Here is a 20,317-nt window from a genome sequence, read left to right as displayed (position 1 = left end):
TATTAAACTTTAATTGAAAAGATTAAAAAACTTCATTTAGGAGCTTCTTCAGTTCCTCCCAAGATTTCTCATCAGCTTGTTTATTATACGCCAATGGCAAATCAAATTTCTTACCCAAAGAATCTGCATCTTTGCTTGTAAATGCATGTACAGCATCTTCATAAGCTATATACTCATAATCGGCATTCACACTATCCATTGCTTTTGTGTAATTAATAATAGACTCTTCAGAAACGAAAGGATCTTCGGCACCATTACACACCAATATTTTTGCCTTAATATCTTCTGATGGCATTACAGGAAGTTGAACTCCACTATGAAAAGCAGCAACAGCATCTAAATCTTCGCCCATATTTGCCATTGTTAAAACTACACTTCCTCCGAAGCAGTAACCTATCGCAGCAATTTTCTCTTGATCCACATGAGGATTGCTTTTTAGAACAGACAAAGCAGCGTCAAATCTAGCTTTTGCTACATCTATATTTTTCATTACCATTCCTGCAAACTTCCCTGCGTCATCTGGATGTTGGGCTTGTTTACCATCTCCATACATATCTACAGCCAATGCTACATATCCTAATTCTGCTAATTTATCTGCTCTTTCACGGCTGTATTTATTGTGTCCCCACCATTCGTGAACAACCAATATCCCAGGTCTTTTTCCTTCTAATTCTGGATTGTAAGAAATGTACCCTTTCATGGTTGTTGAATCGGTTTTATAACTTACTTCCTCCCCTTGCACTACTGTAACTTTAGGTTCATCTTGAGGAATTTCTATTTCAGGCTCATTTATTACCCCTTCTTTTTCTTTCTTTTGATCTTTACAACCCACCGCGACAATTATTATAACGATGAGTATTAAAATTCTAATGTTTATAATCTTCATAATGTTTAAGTTTTAAATTAGTTTCAAAACAAAAAAGTCCGATTACTTAAAATCGGACTTGAAATTATAATATATTATGATTACTGAGTTTTAGCATCCTGAATCATTTCATCACTTGCTACAATACCAAGTTCTACACGTCTGTTTTTAACACGTCCTTCTTCAGTATTATTATCAAATTTAGGTTGTGTTTCTCCGTACCATTTTGTTGTCATTCTAGATGAAGAAACTCCATTAGCTTGAAGAAAACTAGCTACAGACTTAGCTCTTTTTTCAGAAAGAGAAAGGTTGTATGAATCGGCTCCAGAACTATCTGTATGTCCTTCGATCAAAATATTTGTATCATCATATTCTACAAATACTTCAGCCATTTTTCTAAGTGTTTCTTGACCTTCAGCAGAAATATCAGCAGAATTCAATTGGAATTTAACACCGCTATTTTCATCAAAAGTAACATTAATACCTTCTCCGATTCTAGTTACTTCAGCACCAGGGATTGCTTCCTCAATAGCTTCTGCGTTTCTATCCATTTTGTTCCCAATTCTATTACCAACAGCACCACCAACGGCTGCTCCAATAATAGCTCCTAAGACAGAATTATTTCCATCTCCTACGTTATTTCCAATGATTCCTCCAATTGCAGCACCAGAACCAGCCCCTATTGCCGTTCCTCTCTGTTTATTATTGGAGTTCTGTATAGCCTCACAACTAACTAGCATTAATAATGAAGTTAATACAATACTACTTTTTAATATGATTCTTTTCATAATGATGTTGATATAGTTTTTTTATTAATTATCTAAGTGATGCTATTTTTGTGAATTCGTAAACTACAGTTACGGAACCATTATCTACAGCAGCATCGGCTGAGATTACCATTTTTTCTGGTGATAAAGAATTGATTTGGAATACATAACCATATCCTCCTCCAATATCATTTTTCTTCTCATCAGTAAATTTAAATTGAAATTTTGTTGGATTTCCATTCGCGTCATCTTGAATAGACCAACGGATATTACGTTGACCAGGAGCACAACTTCCAGGTTCTAAGATATTGTAAAATCCTGTGCTATTATTAGAACGGAAAAACCATTCGCTACCTCTGAAGCACTTTGCTGATACGTCGTTAAATAATATAGATTTAAAATACCCTTCGTTATTCTGATAATCTATATTGGTCAATTTCCAAGTACCATCTAAGGATTTACGATTATCTCTGTTTTCTTTACTCAAGCTCCCGCATGAGGTTAAAACGAAAGACATCAATAGTATAAAAATATACGCCTTATTTTTCATGTTGTTTTAGTTTATAGTATATAATAATTTATCTATTTACTAAGATAATAAAAATGCTGTTGAAAATAAGTATTATCTTGTTAAATTAACAAAACATTAATTCGTAAATATTCTAAAAATCTAACAGTTCATACAGTGATTTTTCAAGCTTAGATTTGGCTAAAAACTGATTTTCCAACGACTTAGCAAATGGAATCGGAGTATCTAAACTCGCGACCCTTTTTATGGGAGCATCTAAATAAGTAAAACAATTTTCTGTAATCATTGCTGAAATATCACTAGAAATACCACCAAATAAGGTATCTTCTTGTAAAATTAGTGCGCGCCCTGTTTTTTTAACTGAATTATATATAGTCTCCGTATCTAAAGGGGAAAGCGTTCGTAAATCAATAATTTCCACTGATAAATCATTAGCAACTTCTAAAAGATCTAAGGCCCAATGGACGCCACTTCCATAAGTTATAATTGTAGCCTTATCGCCTTCTCTCACTATTTTAGCTTTCCCTATTGGAGTATTGTAATATCCTTCTGGAACCTCTTGAGAAATACTTCTGTACAATCCTTTATGCTCAAAAAACATGACAGGATTGGGATCGTTTATTGCTGAAATCAATAATCCTTTTGCATCCTCTGGAAAAGCGGGATAAACTACTTTTAATCCAGGTGTTTTTGTAAACCAAGCTTCATTAGATTGTGAATGAAAAGGACCTGCTCCCACACCGCCACCACAGGGCATTCTTATAACTACATCTGCTTTCTGTTCCCATCGGTAATAAGATTTTGCCAAGTAATTTACTATTGGATTAAAGCCACTAGAAGCAAAATCTGCAAATTGCATTTCTACGACAGCCTTCATCCCGTTAATAGAGAGTCCCATAGCGGTAGAAACAATCCCAGATTCGCAAATTGGCGTGTTTCTTATTCTATCTGCTCCAAATTGCTCAACAAAACCTTCTGTAACCTTAAAAACTCCTCCATAATCGGCGATATCTTGTCCCATAATTACGAGGTCATTATGCTTTAGCATACTCTCCTTTAAACCATCTGAAACAGCATCTACAAATCGGATGTTTTTTTTAGTCTGATTCGGATTAACTTCTTCATTTTGAAACGTATGAAATATACTACTTAATTCTTTTGATTCAGTAGAAGAAATTTCTTTTTCTGCACTTGAAATCTGTAAATTCTCATCTATTTCCGATTGTATTTTACTTCGATAAGATTCTTCAGTAGCAACAGATAAAACTTCTTCATTAAATAAGTATTCTCTATAATTTAATAATGGGTCTTTAGTTCTCCATTCAGCAATTAAATCTTCAGGCACATATTTAATTCCACTTGCTTCCTCATGGCCACGCATCCTAAAAGTCTTAAACTCTAATAAAACAGGACGTGGTTCATTTCTTATGCTTTCGGCAATGTCTTTGACTTTTCTGTAAACTTCTAAGATATTGTTTCCTTCAATTATATGAGATTCCATCCCATAACCTACACCTTTATCAGCAATATTTATACACTTATATTGTTCTGAAGTGGGCGTTGAGAGCCCATAACCATTATTTTCAACGCAAAACATCACAGGTAACGACCAAACGGAAGCAATATTCAGTGCCTCATGAAAATCACCTTCACTTGTACCCCCTTCTCCCGTAAAAACAGCTGTTACCTTTTTTTCATTCCTTAATTTATGTGCTAAAGCAATTCCATCTGCAACACCTAATTGTGGACCTAAATGAGAAATCATTCCAACAATCTTATATTCTTGAGTTCCGAAGTGGAAACTACGATCCCTCCCATTGGTAAAACCGTTTGCTTTTCCTTGCCACTGTGAAAAAAGCCTGTTTAAAGGGATCTCTCTTGTTGTAAACACCCCTAAGTTTCTATGCATCGGAAGAATATACTCATCAGTATTTAAAGACATTGTTACTCCTACAGCAATGGCTTCCTGCCCTATTCCACTAAACCATTTAGAAACTTTTCCTTGTCTTAGCAAAACCAGCATCTTTTCTTCTATCATTCTAGACTTCAACATATTTCGATACAATAAAAGAAGCGTTTCAGAATCTATGTCTTGTCTGTTATAATCAAAAAAGGTACTCATGGATGTATCATTCATATTAAACACATTTGTATCAAATGTAGAAAAATAACAATAAGCATCCTATAAATTTTAATTCTCAAAAAGCATAATTTCAAGGATAGTAAAGACAATCAGCAATAAATAATTCAACAATTAATAAACCTTGATTTCTATAAAAAATACTAAGCCGAATTATTAAATAATCATAATTCGCTACATTTGTTAGATATCTCAGGCTTATGCCGTATAAAATTGTATAAAAATGAATAAGATACCAAGTGTAGATTTAGGCGATTTTCTTTCTGAAGATCCAAATCGTAAGCAGAAATTTATAGCTGAAATAGGTAAAGCATATGAAGAGATAGGTTTTGTGGCTTTAAAAGGTCATTTCCTGTCTGAAAAGTTGATTGACAACTTATATGCTGAGATAAAGAAATTCTTTGACCTCCCGAGTGAAGTTAAGGATAAATATGAGATTGAAGGTATTGGAGGACAAAGAGGATATACTTCTTTTGGAAAAGAACATGCTAAAGGAAGAAAAGAAGGCGATTTAAAGGAGTTTTGGCATTTTGGACAATATGTAGAAGATGATGCTAAATTAGCAGAGGAATATCCAGATAACGTACAAGTAAAAGAGCTTCCTAACTTTAATGAAGTAGGGAAAGAAACTTATAAGCAGTTAGAGAAAACAGCAAAGTATGTTTTAAGAGCTTTGGCGCTTCATTTAGACTTAGACGAAGTTTATTTTGATAAATATATTAAGAATGGAAACTCTATTCTTAGACCAATTCATTATCCTCCAATTAAAGAAGAACCAAAAAATGCAGTAAGAGCAGCAGCTCATGGGGATATAAATTTAATAACCTTGTTAATGGGTGCGCAAGGAAGAGGATTGCAAGTTCAGAATCATGAAGGAGAATGGATTGATGCTATTGCAGCGCCAGACGAATTAATGATTAACGTTGGGGATATGCTTTCTAGACATACTAATAACAAGTTGAAATCTACAATTCATCAAGTAATAAACCCGCCTAAAGAACTTTGGGGTACTTCTAGATATTCTGTTCCATTTTTTATGCATCCTGTAAGCGATATGCCTTTAAATGTTTTGGAAAACTGTATAGATGAAGACCATCCTAAATTATATGATGATATTACTTCTGGAGAATTTCTTCATGAGCGTTTAATAGAGTTGGGATTAATTAAAAAGTAATTTTTTAAGAATACAATATTATAATGGACATACAAGATCAGCTTAAAAACTTATTTCCAGATCATGAGTTTCAAGAAGAACCACAAAAAGAAGATGGAAAAGATGAGATTTGGATGCAAGATGAACCGTTGCTTTGTAAATACGAAAAGCGAAAAGGAAAGCCTATCACTATAATTGATGGCTATACTGGCGCTACAGAGGATTTTAAAAAATTGGCCAAAGAATTAAAAACCAAATTGAGTGTTGGAGGTTCCTTTAAGGATGATAAAATAATTATCCAAGGAGACTACAGGGATAAAATAATGACTATGCTAAAAGAAAAAGGCTTTAAGGTTAAACGTGTTGGTGGTTAGTAGTTTATCGATAACTTTAGCAATAGCAGTACTTACCGCAAAATGTATTTCTATATCAAATAATATGTTAGTTCTAACGTTATAGAATTAATACATATTTTATTGTTTTTTAACCCTTAATTAATACATTTACATTCCTCTAACCTATATTAAAATGGCAAATACACTACATATTACAAACGGAGACAGCTTTACTGCTGTTTTAAATAAGTTAAATATTTCTGGTGATATTATTACATGGCGAGAAATGCTATGTGAAGGAAAAACTACTAATGAAGTTGGTAGTGAAACCTTTTGGCGTCACCGATATGAGTATCTTAATAGGGCTTATAAAATCACGAAAGACACTTTTATAAATAGGACTTTAAAAGAGTACAGAAATCTTTGTAATCAGAAAAGTCAAGAAGAAATTGTATTGTGGTTTGATAGCGATCTCTTTTGTCAGGTAAATATGATTGCTGTTATTAGTTGGCTTAAGAAAAACCGCAAAGAAGCAGCTATTTTCTTAGCTTACCCAGATGATAATATAGATTCTCTTAACGGACTTTCTACATTGAGCAATGACAAGTTAAAAGAAGTATACGAGAATAAGGTTCTGCTCTCTAAAGATGATATTGAGTATGGTGATTATATCTGGCAACTCTATTGCGAGAACAATCCTATCCGACTTCAAAATGCTATAAAACAAAATAAGAGTCAGCTTATATTTCTTTCTGAAGCTATGGAAGCTCATATTCATAGATTTCCGAGTTTAAAAAATGGTTTAAACGAATTAGAGAACTTGATGCTTCAAAAAAGTATTGATACCAAGTTAGCTTCTAAAGAAGAAATAGTCAATGAAATGCTACGTAGCCAAGGTATTTATGGATTTGGAGATATGCAGTTTACTAAAATGGCAAATAATTTAAGACCATTATTTAGATCTTTTAATCCAGTAAAACTTACCAAAACAGGCGTTAAAGTAGCTGAAAAAATAGAGAATTACTATCCAAACATAAGAAGCGATAAGGAGTATTTAGGAGGAACACCAAAATATTCCTTTTTATTTTTAGAAGAGGAAGGTCAATTACTAAAATTATAGAATGAGTAAAATTGCTGAATCTGAATTAATACTAAATGAAGATGGTAGCATTTACCATTTAAATTTACTTCCAGAAGATATTGCAAATACAATTATTACTGTTGGTGACCCAGAGAGAGTAGCTACCGTTTCCCAATATTTTGATCGTATAGAATTAAAAAAAGGAAAGAGAGAGTTTGTAACTCATACGGGGTATCTTAATAATAAAAGAATTTCTGTAGTTTCTACAGGTATTGGAACAGATAATATAGATATTGTATTCAATGAATTAGATGCCTTAGTAAATATCGATTTTAAAACTCGTACCGTTAAAAGCAAGCTGCAATCATTAGAGATTGTAAGGATTGGAACTAGTGGATCTATACAGACTGAGATTCCTACAGACAGCTTTTTAATGAGTGAGTATGCAGTTGGTTTCGATAGTTTACTTCACTTTTATAGAAGTGAACATATTCAGCATCCAGAAATTCAGCAAGAAATTATAAAACATACAGATTGGTCAGATCAAAAGTCTACTCCCTATGTTGTTGCTTATAACAAAGAATTAGGGAGTAAACTTATGAGTGATAAAATCCATCTTGGATTTACGGCTACCAATGTAGGTTTTTATGGTCCACAATCAAGAAAATTACGCTTAGATACTCAAGATCCGTTGCTAAATGACAAACTTGCTTCCTTTAACTATAAAGGATTTAGGGTAACAAATTTAGAAATGGAAACTGCTGGAATCTACGGGTTAGCACAATTATTAGGTCATAAAGCAGTCTCTATGAATTGTATTATTGCGAATCGACCAAATGGAAGCTTTTCTGAGAATCCTACGCTTGCTACAGAAAATTTAATTAAATATACACTAGAGAAACTCTCTTTATAATCACTCAATAAATATTTAAATTTAACTACTGTTTTCAACTAGAAAGCACTTATTTCCTAGTTTATCAATTTTATTTTCTGAAGGAATAAAAACAAATATTACATTTACACCAACAATAAATCACACCACCTATTTTTAGTTACATGCTTTATGCAAAATTAGTAGAATATAACGTAAAGGATTTTTAAGATGAAAAAAGTAAAAATTGTAGGAGTTCCAGAACATTTCAACTTGCCTTGGCATCTTGCTATCGAAGACGGAGCTTTTGAAAATAGAGGGATCGATTTAGAATGGACAGACATTCCTGAAGGGACAGGGAAAATGTGTAATATGCTTCGTGAAGGAGAAACTGATATTGCCATTATTCTAACTGAAGGAATCATCAAAGATATTGTAGGTGGAAATCCATCTAAAATAGTACAAGTTTTTGTACAATCACCTTTGTATTGGGGAATTCATACAGCTGGAAAAGCTCCCTACAAGAAGATCGAAGATTTAAAAGGAAAAACTACCGCTATTTCTAGATATGGAAGTGGGAGTCACTTAATGGCCTATGTTAACGCGGATAATAATGGTTGGAACACCAACGATTTAAAATTTGAAGTAGTTAATAATTTAGATGGTGCTATTGAAGCTCTATCAAATGGTACTGCCGATTATTTCATGTGGGAACATTTTACAACGAAGCCTATTGTTGATAAAGGGATTTTTAAAAGAGTTGGAGACTGCCCTACTCCATGGCCTTGTTTTGTAATTGCTGCTACTGATGAGATTTTAAAAAAGAATCCTTCGATTGTGGAGCATATTCTAGAGGTAATAAATGTTTATACTGAAGATTTTAAAGACATCCCAAGTATTGATAGAATGCTATCCAATAGATATAAACAGAAAATTGAAGATATCCAAGAATGGCTTTCCATTACACGTTGGAGTCAAGAAGCTATAAACCCGATTACGGTTAAAAATGTACAAGAACAATTACAGCGATTGACTATTATAGAGAAAAGCCTGCCTTATTCTCAAATAGCTACCAAATAATAGGTTTCTTACCATTTTTAAGAAGAATTTCATTGCATATACTGAAGTGACGATTCCCAAACCAATATCCGCGATTTGCGCTTAATGGGGAGGGATGTCCTGAAGTAAGTACATGGTGTTTTTTAGTATCGATGAGTTTTATTTTCTTTTTAGCAAAACCTCCCCAAAGTAAAAAAATAATATCCTCCCGATTATCTGAAATAGTTTTTATAATAGTATCAGTAAAAACTTCCCATCCCTTTTTCTGATGACTTCCAGCATCATGCTCTCGCACGGTTAGCGTAGCGTTTAATAACAATACTCCTTGCTCAGCCCATGATTCTAGATTTCCACTTTCTGGATAATCCTTATTAATGTCTGTTTCTAACTCTTTAAAAATATTAATTAACGAAGGAGGATGTTTTATTCCATCATGAACCGAAAAACAGAGTCCATTTGCTTGATTTGGTCCATGATAAGGATCTTGACCAATAATTACTACTTTAGTATCATTAAAAGCACAATAATTAAAAGCTGCAAAAATCTCATTTTCTGGTGGGTAACAAACATGGTTAGCATATTCTTCTTTCACAAAGGAAACCAATTCTTTAAAATATTCTTTGCTAAACTCCCCTTTTAATTGCTCTTTCCAAGTATCGTTAATAGCTATTTCCATAGTTAGATAATTTTTGAAGTTTTCTTATTAGAAAAACACAGGAGTATTACTATCTATTACAAACGGTAAACTTGAACCCGCATAATTTCCTGTAGGTAAATTTAAGGTTAATACTCTAGATTTTTTAATTTCAGGAAGCTTTGCTATCAGTTTAATTGCTGCTTGTTGCTGACTAGGGTCAGCAATAGAAATATTTACATGAGGAGTTTTAATGTTCTTTAGCAATAATACACAAGGCTTATCTACCGTTATATTTACATCCTTATAATTTAATTTATTTGGTGTATAAAATATTACTTCCATAACATCAAGCTTCTTATTATAAACTGCCTGGATATCTTTAGAATTTTCAACAATAACTATATTCTCGCTATCATATTTCTGTATTGAATTAATATCCTTGTTAGGCGTAACAATATAGCTATAAGTAGCATTTTTAGGTTTCACTCCATGATCCAACCATAATGTAAAAACAGCCTCGCTAACCATATCTTTAGATCGATTTTTATTAATCTCATACCAATTTCCAGTTTGAGATCCATTAGTAAATCTTACATTTCCATGATCAGGAAAAAAATAAGCGATTTTATCATGCAGTATACAATCTATGTTATCGTTCGTGTTATTGTTTCCATTTGGAACAGTGGAAGTTTTATTATTCTCTGATATAATAATAGAACCATCTAAATAACACTGATTTATAGTGGTTAGAATTTTCTCATCTGCGGTAGCATTAATTCCGCTTCCTAAGCATACGATTTCCTCCTCAAAAAAGAACCAGCCTTTCTTAGCTTCAGTATTAAAATCCTTCATAACATACGCCGTTGCGCCATAAATACTATCTGTAACACCTCCAGTAAACTCGGAAGTTCCCAAAACAGACCATTGATGACGAATTGGAATATTAGAAACTTTAGGTGCAGTGACTCCAGGTATTTTACTCCATTGCCAAACAGGAAAAATATTATAATATTCATCACCATCTACACGGATAGAAGTGGCTCCTTCAGCTAAAAAATAACCTTTTAAATTTGCTTTATTTCCATTTTCCGATTTTGACGTTCTGGTAGAAGAGGTTCGCACAGAAAATGCATACGACGGATCGTTATGAAGTGTAAAATCTGATTCCCAAAATTGAGTATGTCGTTTTTTAACATCATAACTTGGAGGTTGAGACTCATTGAATCTCGAAATCAATACATCATACTTATTAGCATTTTCAGCATCAATTAATTTTAATTTCTCTAATGTACCAGTAAAACCCTCATTGCTCAAGGTATTTTTATTTGCAATACCTCTTCCTGTAACACTAAAATCCATATATTTTCCTCTGTGAACACCTGCATAAGTATTCAAAACAAACTTAGATAAGATCTTCAATTTTGTTCCTGATAAAGCATAAGAAGTGCCTTGTAAATATGAAGCTACCTGCAACTCAGTATTTACAAGAACCGAACCGTAACCTCCAATATATATTTGAGGTCCATGCTGCTGATAAGAATAATCATATTGAATTCCTTCTTTATTAGTGAATGCCAAAGGAATAAATGACTGTGTGGCTCCAATATTAATAATTTCAGGGTCGTTTAATAAACACCCACGATAGATAAAATGCAAGGCAATATCTAATTTATTAGCGCCAGTTTTCTTAAAAACATCTCCCCTATTTAATTTTTTAATTAATCTTGCTTCAAGTGACTCATCAATTTGTCTTGCTCCTTTTCTTAAAACTATTAATAAGTGACCTAATTTTTTAGGTACAGCGATCTCATTAAACCACCAGTTCTTACTTATTGGATTTAGATTATCCCAAAATTTTAAAGCTTGCTCTATGGTATTAAAAAGCTTTACATCTTCAAAATAAGTACTCTCAGGAATAGTATAAGCATTACTTAACGTTGCAATTCGTTCTATATGCTGTACTGGCTGCCATTTCGTCCTTTCAATCATTTTATAATCGATATCATCCCAAGTCCCATCACTATTATTTTTTTTTAATAACTCAGTAACGGATTGATCCAATTCATCAATACTTTTTATACTATTCCTATTTTCATTTCTAATATTAGTCATTATAATATCAGAATCTTGTTGAGCTGATAGGTTAAAAGATAGTAAGATTAGTAGTGGTAATAAGTATATTTTCATGTAAGGTGGTTTTATTAGATCAACAAAAATATAAGAATTAATAAGTTTTTAATATTTGAAACATTGTTTTTTAATCTTTTTATACGCTGTTTTCATAAAAAACTCTTTTTTTCTGTTGAATAATACAATAATCTTAAAAAATAGATGAATGTTTAAATCCTATATCTATTTTTAATCTAGACCATAAATCCAAATTAGTATGTAAATTTGCATAAATCCTAAAGTATTCGGATCTAAATTATATGAATAAAATACATAAAAAGACATTACAAGACCTTGAATTTTCTAAAGTGCTAGCACAAGTATCAGAACTTTGTAGTACAGATTTAGGAAAGGAAAGTGCTTTAAAAATAACTCCATATAGAACAAAAGAATCTTTATTAGAGTCACTTCATTTAACAAATGAATATCTAGCTTCTTTTGAAAATAATAATAGCATTCCTCATCATTATTTTGAAGCTATCACAAAAGAGATTCAACTCTTAAAAATTGAGAACACACTTATTGAAGTTGAAGGTTTTAGAAGAGTATCAGCTATTTCTACTGCTGTGAACACTCATATTTTGTTTTATAAAAAGTTTAATGACTACTACCCTACTTTAAACCAAACTGCTCAAAAAATTCATTTTACAAAAGAGATTCAGCAAAAAGTAGATGAAGTTATAGATCGTTTTGGGGAGATTAAAGATGACGCTACGCCTGCATTATACAATATCCGTAGAGAAATGAATAGTGTACGTGCAAAGATTAATCAAAGTTTTGCAAGTGCTTTGAGTAGTTATTCTTCAGCGGGACTTTTGGATGATATTAGAGAAACCGTTGTTGATAACCGCCGTGTTCTAGCGGTGAAATCAATGTATAGAAAGCGTGTTAAAGGCGCTATTATGGGGAATTCCAAAACTGGAAGCATTGTATATATAGAACCAGAAGCTACAAGACAATACAGTAGAGATCTTAATAATCTTGAGTATGATGAGAAAGAAGAGATTCATAAAATATTAAAAGAGCTCACCAACTTTCTTCGCCCCTATAGAAAACTATTAATCGACTACCAAGAGTTTTTATGTCTTGTAGATGTTGTTGCTGCCAAAGCAAAGTATGCTGATAAAATGAATGCGTTATTACCTGAAATTACAGAGAAACGCTATTTTAATATTATTGATGCCTACCATCCGCTTCTTTTCTTAACAAATAAAGCAAAGCGTGAAAAGACCTATCCGCAGACGATAGAATTACACCAAGAGAATAGAATTATCGTTATTTCTGGACCTAATGCAGGAGGAAAAAGTATTACGCTAAAAACGGTTGGGCTTTTACAGGTCATGCTTCAAAGTGGATTATTAGTTCCAGTTCATGAGCGCAGTGTAATGTGTCTTTTTGATAATGTATTGACTGATATTGGTGATAATCAATCCATAGAAAACCATTTAAGTACGTATAGTTATAGATTAAAGAATATGAATTTCTTCTTACGGAAATGTAATAAAGAAACACTCTTCTTAATCGATGAATTTGGAACGGGTAGTGATCCAGAATTGGGAGGTGCTTTAGCCGAAATATTTTTAGAGGTTTTTTATGAACGTGAGGCATTTGGTATTATTACCACTCATTATGCGAATCTAAAATTACTAGCAAACGAACTTCCCCATGCTACTAATGCAAATATGAGATTTGATAATAGGACTCTAGAACCTGTATTTAAGCTTGTTCTTGGAGAAGCTGGAAGTTCTTTTACTTTTGAAGTAGCTCAAAAAAATGGAATCCCATATAGTTTAATAAATCGTGCTAAAAAGAAAGTAGAAAGCGGAAAAGTTCGTTTTGATGCAACTATTGCTAAGCTTCAAAAGCAGCGTAATAAGATGGAGAAAACTTCTACAAACCTTAAAGAGGAAGAAGTTAAAGCCAGAGATGAGGCTAAGCGTTTAGAAGAACTAAATGCTAAAATTAAAGCTAAACTGGAGAACTATCAGCAATTATATGATCATAATCAGCGAATGATTTATTTAGGAAATAAGATCAATGATATTTCTGAAAGTTATTTTATCAATAAAAAGAAACGTCCGTTGGTATCAGAATTCCTAAGAATTGTAGAAACGGAAAATTCCAAACGGAAGAGAGAATCTGCTTCTAAGAAAAAAGAAGAGCGCGCTAAGAAAATGGCTGTTGAAGCAGAAGTTCAGAAGGAAGTTAAAGTAATTCGCGAGAAAAAGAAAAAGGAAAAAATAGAGAAAGCTAAAGAGCCCGAAAAACCAAAACACATTTTAAGAATTGGAGATAGAGTACGCTTAATTGGAAGTAAATCTGTAGGTACACTCGATAAAATTGAAAAGGGAAAAGCACTTGTTAATTATGGTATGTTTACAACTAGTTCTGATTTAGATAAATTAGAATTGGTTGAAGCAAAGGGACTTTCTAAAAAGAAGAAGTAATTATTTTAGTGTTATAAAACTGTGTAAGCAGAAATCAGGTAGGGGCTTTAAAACCCCTACTATTTTTTTATTTAATCTTTATCAGCGGATGGTTCAACCCTCCTACTTCATTTTTAAGAACCTCATATTTATCTAAATTCTCAAATAACTTGGTTAAACTTTTAAAACCATAACTTCGAGGGTCAAAACTAGGATCTATCTTTCTAATGTTAGCTCCTAATTTAGAAATATGTGCCTCTTCTTCTTCATTTAAAGAAATTTCAAAAGCCTTTGCTATAGTTGCCAAATCTTCTTTAGAAAATTTAGGTTTGGGAGCTACGGGCTTAGCTTTTTCTGTATGGTGTTCTTCTTGTTTAGGTTTGGACTTGTGCTTTTCTGAAGCATCTCTTGCTACCAAATTCTCAGTAAATGTAAATACCTCGCAAGATTTCACAAATGCTTGTGGAGTCTTCTTCTCTCCAATTCCCATAACAAATAGTCCTTCTTCTCGAATCCTTTTTGCTAGCCCTGTATAATCACTATCGCTAGATACAATACAAAAGCCATCAATATTCTTACCATGTAAAATATCCATAGCATCAATAATTAAAGATCCATCCGTAGAATTTTTACCTGTAGTATATGAAAACTTCTGAATGGGACTTATAGAATGTTGATTGATAATCGCCTTCCAGCTATTCATTTGTTGTGAAGTCCAATCTCCGTAAATCCTTCTTATAGTAGCCTTTCCATATTTAGAAACCTCTTCTAAAATTTCTTTTATCAATTTAGGTTGAGCATTATCACCATCTATTAAAACGGCTATATTAAATTTACTTTCTATCATTTTAGAGTTTGGAATCATTCACTTAGTATTTACTGAATTAAATCTGCAGTAATTTACGGATTTTTTATAGAAGTTAATATTATAGTTCTTACACTTTATAAATGTCATTTATAATAAGATCTTAACAAGAACTAAACTATATTTAAATTATATTTTTTTAAATTTAAAAATGGAAACATTGGAAGCTGGAAAAAAAATAATTCTCTTTGATGGCGTTTGTAACTTATGCAATAGCAGTGTACAATTTGTAATCAAAAGAGATAAAAAAGATGTTTTTAGATTTGCTTCTTTACAAAGTGAAGTTGGACAAAGAATGCTTAAAGAGAGAAGTATTGATTCGTCGCAAACTGATTCTATTGTCCTTATTGAGCCCAATGTTGCTTATTATACAAGATCTTCAGCAGCCATAGAAATAGCTAAGGAAATTGGAGGTTTGTGGAGTTTATTAAGTGTGTTTAATTATATTCTACCAGAAAGTATTCGAGATAGCATCTACAATTTTATAGCTAAAAATCGCTATAAATGGTTTGGTAAAAAAGAAAATTGCCCTCTCCCCACAGCTGAGGAAAAGGCAAAATTTATAGATGCTTATTAAAATATAATTATGCTATCTAACTAATCAATCTATAACTATCTTTAGCTATTTCTAATTCTTCTTTAGTAGGAATTACAAGAACCATAACCTTAGAAGTTTCTTTACTAATAATTCTATTTTCAGAAGAGCGTACATTATTTTTATAGTCTTCTAGCTCAATTCCTAGATAGCCCATATCTTCGCAAATTAAACGCCTTAAAACGCTACAATTTTCTCCAACACCAGCAGTAAATACAATTGCATCGACCCCATTAAGTGCAGCGGCATATGCTCCAATATATTTTTTGATACGATATGCATTCATCTCAAGAGCAAGCTGACATTCTCTATTACCTTCGTTAGCTTTTTCTTCGATAATTCTAAGATCACTATGTCCAGTTAATCCTAACATCCCACTCTTCTTATGTAAAATAGTGTTCACTTCCTCTAATGAATATCCTAATGTATTAACCATATAGAAAATCACAGACTGATCAATATCTCCACTTCTCGTCCCCATTATAAGTCCGTTTACTGGAGCAAATCCCATGGAATGGTCTATACTTTTACCATTTTTCACAGCGGTAATACTACATCCATTCCCTAAATGAATCGTAATCAGTTTAGATTTCTTTTTACTGATAAAATCTTTAGCTCTTTCTGCAACATATTTATGACTTGTTCCGTGGAAACCATAAACGCGAACATAATTCTCATCTAATAATTTATTTGGAATAGCATATCTATATGCCTTTTCAGGTAATGTTTGATGAAAAGCAGTATCAAAAGCAGCAATCTGCGGGATACCTGGAAATACTTCTTCTGCAACTTCAATCCCAGTGTAATTATGAGGATTATGAAGCGGTGCTAATGAAAATAACCTTTTAATAGTATTCTTTACAGCATCATCAATAACAATAGTATCAGAAAAATCTTTTCCTCCATGTACAACTCTATGTCCTATAGCATCTATATCTTCAATTTTATCAATAGCCCCCTTTTCTTTGTCCATCAATAAAGCAGCTACCTTTTTTAAACCGATTTCATGATTTTCAATTGGCATCACTTCAGAAAAATTCATTTTCTTAGATTTATAATGAAGAGCTGCATTATCTAATCCTATTGCTTCCACTAACCCAGAAGCAACTACAATCTCTCCTGGCATCTTTATGAGTTGAAATTTTATTGAAGAACTCCCAGAATTTATGACTAATATTTTTTTCATTTCTATTATTGATTATTGTAAAGAAGAAATTACTCTTCTTAGATCTTAACTTATCTTTTTTATATTTTATATTCCTTGTGCTTGGATAGCAGTAATAATCACCGTATTAAAGATATCATCAACGGTACAACCGCGACTTAAATCATTTACAGGTTTATTTAATCCTTGTAACATCGGCCCGATAGCCAAAGCTCCCGTTTCTCTTTGCACAGCCTTGTATGTATTATTACCAGTATTTAAATCAGGGAAAATAAGCACACTTGCCTGTCCTGCAACATCAGAATCTGGCATTTTACTTTTTCCTATCGTCATATCTACAGCTGCATCATATTGTATAGGTCCAGCTACTTTTAAATCGGGACGTAAATCCTTAATAATTTCGGTAGCACGACGTACACGATCAACATCTTCCCCTTTTCCAGAACTTCCTGAAGAATAAGATAACATTGCTATTTTAGGTTCTATTCCAAATGCTTGACTACTATCTGCTGAAGAAATTGCAATTTCAGCAAGTGCCTCTGCAGTAGGATTAGGATTAATTGCACAATCACCAAAAATAGAAACACGGTCTTCTAAGCACATAAAAAATATAGAAGATACCACAGAAACTCCTGGTTTGGTTTTTATAAACTGCAATGCTGGTCTAATAGTGTGTTGTGTGGTATGAACTGCTCCAGAAACCATTCCATCAGCATGGCCTTTATAAATCATCATGGTTCCATAATATGAAACATCGCTCATAGAATCGCGAGCCATATCCATATTTACATTTTTATGCTTTCTAAGCTCATAAAAGGTTTCTGAATAATCATCATAATACTCCGATTCTGTTGGATTGATAATTTCAATCTTATCAAGCTCTAATAGAATTCCAAGATTGGTAATCTTTTCTAGTATTTTATTTTTGTCTCCCAATAATGTAATATCAACAATATCTATTGCTACCAAACGCGCTACAGCATGTAAAATACGTTCGTCTGTACCTTCAGGCAAAACGATACGCTTTTTCTGTTGACGGGCTTTAGTAACTAGACCATATTGAAACATTCTAGGAGTAATTCCTTTAGGCTTGAAATTTATTAAACGTTCTGCAAGCGTTTCTATAGATACATATTTTTCGAAAGTACTTATAGAAGTTTCTATTTTTTGTGTACTATCAGCATAAATATTAGACTTTATACTTCCTACTTGATTGGTAACATTAAATGTTCCACCAGCCACAGAAACTATAGGAACTACCTGAGAAAGTCCTTCTATCAGTTTTAAAATGGGTTCTTCAGGAATAAGACCTCCCGTTAATATAATACCTGAAATACGTGGATAATTACTAGATATGTTAGCTTGTAAGGCTCCAAGAATAATATCTGCACGATCTCCAGGAGTTATAACCAAGCTATTATGTCTTAATTTGGTGATGTAATTTCTAAGCTGCATCGCTCCTACTCCAAAACTTCCTGTTTGATTATCTAAAAAATCGTTTCCAAATAAAACATCTCCATCCAATGCTTCAACAATTTCTTTTATAGTTGGATTCGCTAGAGTCTCAATACTCGGAATCGCAAAAACATCTATCTCATCTGGTAAGAAATTACGTAACTCCTCTTTTATAAGTTCCAGATTTTCTGGATTTATTTTATTGGCAATCATTGCCATTACATTTACATCTTTATTTATAAATGTATTGTATGCCAATTGTAAGCTTCCTGCTAATTCTTCTTTTGTTTTATTAACACCACTAGCTACCAATATGGCAGGGATTCCAAGGTTTTTTGCAATTAAAACATTCACATCGAATTCAAAAACACTTCCCTCTCCAGAAAAATCAGAACCTTCAACTAAAATAAAGTCAAAGCGCTCTTCTAAACGTTTATACTTCTGAATGATCGTATCAATAATCTCACCGGATTTACCTGTATTTCTCTTCTGAATTATCTCATTACGTGTAAAAGCGAATGCATCTTCATATGAAAGATCCACATCAAAATGAGATAATACCGTTGAAATGTGATTGTCTTTATTATTCTTCTTATCCTCGTTGATTATAGGTCTGAAGTAACCCACTTTAGCAGTTTTCCCTAGTAGTGTACGCATAAGGCCTAGCGTTATTAAAGACTTTCCACTATCCGACTCTAAGGTTGCAATATAAATACCTTTATTCATGCCAATATTTTATGGTTCTTATATATAGCGAGGGAACTATTTGTCAATTCTATATAAATATTCTACAAAATTAAGCTATAAAAAAGACCTTTCCTAAATGTTTTAATACCTTTATCGCTCAAATCGATTTTATGAGAACATTATACATAAATATAAAAGAATTATTACAGGTAAGAGAAGAAAATATCAATAAAGTAAGTGGAAAAAACATGAAAGTTCTACCTACAATAAAAAATGCATACCTGCTTATTGAAGATGATATAATTAAAGATTTTGGCGCTACAGAAGATGCACCTAAAGAAACGATCGATAAAGTTATTGATGCAAGTGGTAAAATTATCCTTCCATCTTGGTGCGATAGTCATACACATCTTGTTTATGCTGGAAATCGAGAACAAGAATTCGTAGATCGAATTAACGGACTCACATACGAAGAAATTGCTAATAAAGGAGGTGGAATTCTTAATTCAGCAAAAACACTTCAAGAAACTTCTGAAGAGGATCTTTATGAGCAATCTAAAAAACGATTGGATACAATTATTAAGAGTGGAACTGGCGCTATCGAGATAAAAAGTGGCTATGGACTTACCGCTGAAGCTGAATTGAAAATGCTCAAAGTAATAGAGCGTTTAAAGCAAAATTATCCAATTGCCATAAAGAGCACATTTTTAGGAGCTCATGCAGTACCTAAAGAATACAAAACGGATAAAGATGCTTATGTTAAAAAAATAATTGAAGAAATTCTCCCTCAAGTAGCTAACGCAAAACTTGCTGAATATATTGATGTCTTTTGTGAGGATGGTTATTTTTCTGTAGCAGATATGGAAGCTATTCTTAAAGCCGCAGATTTATTTGATTTAAAGCCTAAAGTTCACGTTAATCAGTTCAATGCTATTGGAGGGATAAAAGCTGCAGTTGCTAATAATGCTCTTAGTGTGGATCATTTGGAGGTTATGAAAGATGAAGATATTGAGGCTCTAAAAAATACGGACACTATGCCTGTAGGACTCCCACTTTGCTCCTACTTTTTGAGTATTCCTTATGCTCCTGCTAGAAAAATGATAGATAGCGGACTTCCATTTGCAATTGCTACGGATTATAACCCAGGATCTTCACCTAGCGGAAATATGAACTTAGTTGTAGCAACAGCTTGTATAAAAATGCGAATTACCCCAGAAGAAGCTATTAATGCCGCTACAATAAATGGAGCTTATGCAATGGGACTTTCTGACACCCATGGAAGTATTACAAAAGGCAAAAAAGCAAACCTAATTATTACTAAAGAAATTCCTTCATACGGATACCTGCCTTATGATTTTGGTAACTCAAATATAGAAGAAGTAGTTTTAGACGGTATTACAGTTTCTTAAGCTTATAAAAAACTTTAGGATAACTACTAAATTATACTAATAAAAAAGGTCCCTCTGGGTTTAAACCTTGAGGGACCATAAGCCTTACAATTTTTATCTATCTATCTAT

General features: G+C 32.7%; 17 protein-coding genes. 8 read left to right on the top strand and 9 right to left on the bottom strand.

Annotated elements, in window-relative coordinates; translation table 11 throughout:
• Nucleotides 1-22: 22 nt before the first annotated feature.
• From JM658_RS06075 to JM658_RS06060, 4 genes are all read right to left on the bottom strand, one after another.
• Nucleotides 23-886: a dienelactone hydrolase family protein gene (locus tag JM658_RS06075; protein ID WP_236958354.1), complete on the bottom strand. Its 864-nt coding sequence runs from the start codon at nt 884-886 to the stop codon at nt 23-25.
• 80 nt (nt 887-966) lie between these two features.
• Nucleotides 967-1,653, bottom strand: coding sequence for an OmpA family protein (locus JM658_RS06070; RefSeq protein ID WP_236958353.1), 687 nt, complete (start codon nt 1,651-1,653; stop codon nt 967-969).
• Between the two features lie 28 nt (nt 1,654-1,681).
• A complete protein-coding gene (locus JM658_RS06065; protein WP_236958352.1) occupies nt 1,682-2,182 on the bottom strand; it encodes a lipocalin-like domain-containing protein in 501 nt (166 codons plus the stop codon).
• 112 nt (nt 2,183-2,294) lie between these two features.
• Nucleotides 2,295-4,298 carry an alpha-ketoacid dehydrogenase subunit alpha/beta gene (locus JM658_RS06060; protein ID WP_236958351.1) on the bottom strand — a complete coding sequence of 668 codons (2,004 nt, stop codon included), beginning with the start codon at nt 4,296-4,298 and terminating at the stop codon, nt 2,295-2,297.
• A gap of 226 nt (nt 4,299-4,524) precedes the next feature.
• On the opposite strand from JM658_RS06060, the gene JM658_RS06055 reads away from it, so the two are divergent.
• From JM658_RS06055 to JM658_RS06035, 5 genes are all read left to right on the top strand, one after another.
• Complete coding sequence (locus JM658_RS06055; RefSeq protein ID WP_236958350.1) at nt 4,525-5,475, top strand: isopenicillin N synthase family dioxygenase; 951 nt, start codon at nt 4,525-4,527, stop codon at nt 5,473-5,475.
• A 23-nt stretch (nt 5,476-5,498) separates the two neighbouring features.
• Nucleotides 5,499-5,828 (top strand): translation initiation factor, encoded by a 330-nt coding sequence (locus tag JM658_RS06050; RefSeq protein ID WP_236958349.1) that lies wholly within the window; start codon nt 5,499-5,501, stop codon nt 5,826-5,828.
• A 154-nt stretch (nt 5,829-5,982) separates the two neighbouring features.
• On the top strand, nt 5,983-6,909 hold the full coding sequence (locus JM658_RS06045; RefSeq protein ID WP_236958348.1) for a DUF1835 domain-containing protein: 927 nt from the start codon (nt 5,983-5,985) through the stop codon (nt 6,907-6,909).
• 1 nt (nt 6,910) lies between these two features.
• A complete protein-coding gene (locus tag JM658_RS06040; RefSeq protein WP_236958347.1) occupies nt 6,911-7,783 on the top strand; it encodes a nucleoside phosphorylase in 873 nt (290 codons plus the stop codon).
• A gap of 189 nt (nt 7,784-7,972) precedes the next feature.
• Nucleotides 7,973-8,821 (top strand): substrate-binding domain-containing protein, encoded by an 849-nt coding sequence (locus JM658_RS06035; RefSeq protein ID WP_236958346.1) that lies wholly within the window; start codon nt 7,973-7,975, stop codon nt 8,819-8,821.
• Here the strand turns inward: JM658_RS06035 and JM658_RS06030 are convergent.
• On the bottom strand, nt 8,811-9,476 hold the full coding sequence (locus JM658_RS06030; RefSeq protein WP_236958345.1) for a uracil-DNA glycosylase: 666 nt from the start codon (nt 9,474-9,476) through the stop codon (nt 8,811-8,813). The two genes, JM658_RS06035 and JM658_RS06030, sit on opposite strands and share 11 nt — an antisense overlap.
• A 27-nt stretch (nt 9,477-9,503) precedes the next feature.
• Nucleotides 9,504-11,624, bottom strand: a complete 2,121-nt coding sequence (locus JM658_RS06025) for a polysaccharide lyase family 8 super-sandwich domain-containing protein (protein WP_236958344.1) — start codon at nt 11,622-11,624, stop codon at nt 9,504-9,506.
• Nucleotides 11,625-11,866: 242 nt separating this feature from the next.
• On the opposite strand from JM658_RS06025, the gene JM658_RS06020 reads away from it, so the two are divergent.
• Complete coding sequence (locus JM658_RS06020) at nt 11,867-14,053, top strand: endonuclease MutS2 (RefSeq protein WP_236958343.1); 2,187 nt, start codon at nt 11,867-11,869, stop codon at nt 14,051-14,053.
• 67 nt (nt 14,054-14,120) lie between these two features.
• Here JM658_RS06020 and JM658_RS06015 read toward each other — a convergent pair whose 3' ends face one another.
• Nucleotides 14,121-14,897: an NYN domain-containing protein gene (locus tag JM658_RS06015; protein ID WP_236958342.1), complete on the bottom strand. Its 777-nt coding sequence runs from the start codon at nt 14,895-14,897 to the stop codon at nt 14,121-14,123.
• Between the two features lie 151 nt (nt 14,898-15,048).
• Here JM658_RS06015 and JM658_RS06010 point away from each other — a divergent pair, with 151 nt between their 5' ends.
• Nucleotides 15,049-15,474, top strand: a complete 426-nt coding sequence (locus JM658_RS06010; RefSeq protein WP_236958341.1) for a thiol-disulfide oxidoreductase DCC family protein — start codon at nt 15,049-15,051, stop codon at nt 15,472-15,474.
• Between the two features lie 16 nt (nt 15,475-15,490).
• On the opposite strand, the gene JM658_RS06005 is transcribed toward JM658_RS06010, so the two are convergent.
• On the bottom strand, nt 15,491-16,678 hold the full coding sequence (locus JM658_RS06005) for an acetate/propionate family kinase (RefSeq protein WP_236958340.1): 1,188 nt from the start codon (nt 16,676-16,678) through the stop codon (nt 15,491-15,493).
• A gap of 66 nt (nt 16,679-16,744) precedes the next feature.
• Nucleotides 16,745-18,838, bottom strand: a complete 2,094-nt coding sequence (pta, locus tag JM658_RS06000) for a phosphate acetyltransferase (RefSeq protein ID WP_236958339.1) — start codon at nt 18,836-18,838, stop codon at nt 16,745-16,747.
• Nucleotides 18,839-18,969: 131 nt separating this feature from the next.
• Here pta and hutI point away from each other — a divergent pair, with 131 nt between their 5' ends.
• Nucleotides 18,970-20,208 carry an imidazolonepropionase gene (gene hutI / locus JM658_RS05995; protein ID WP_236958338.1) on the top strand — a complete coding sequence of 413 codons (1,239 nt, stop codon included), beginning with the start codon at nt 18,970-18,972 and terminating at the stop codon, nt 20,206-20,208.
• Nucleotides 20,209-20,317: the final 109 nt, after the last annotated feature.

It is taken from the genome of Joostella atrarenae, assembly GCF_021764745.1.
In the GTDB taxonomy this organism is placed as follows: domain Bacteria; phylum Bacteroidota; class Bacteroidia; order Flavobacteriales; family Flavobacteriaceae; genus Galbibacter; species Galbibacter atrarenae.
This window is presented reverse-complemented; position numbering and strand designations above follow the sequence as displayed.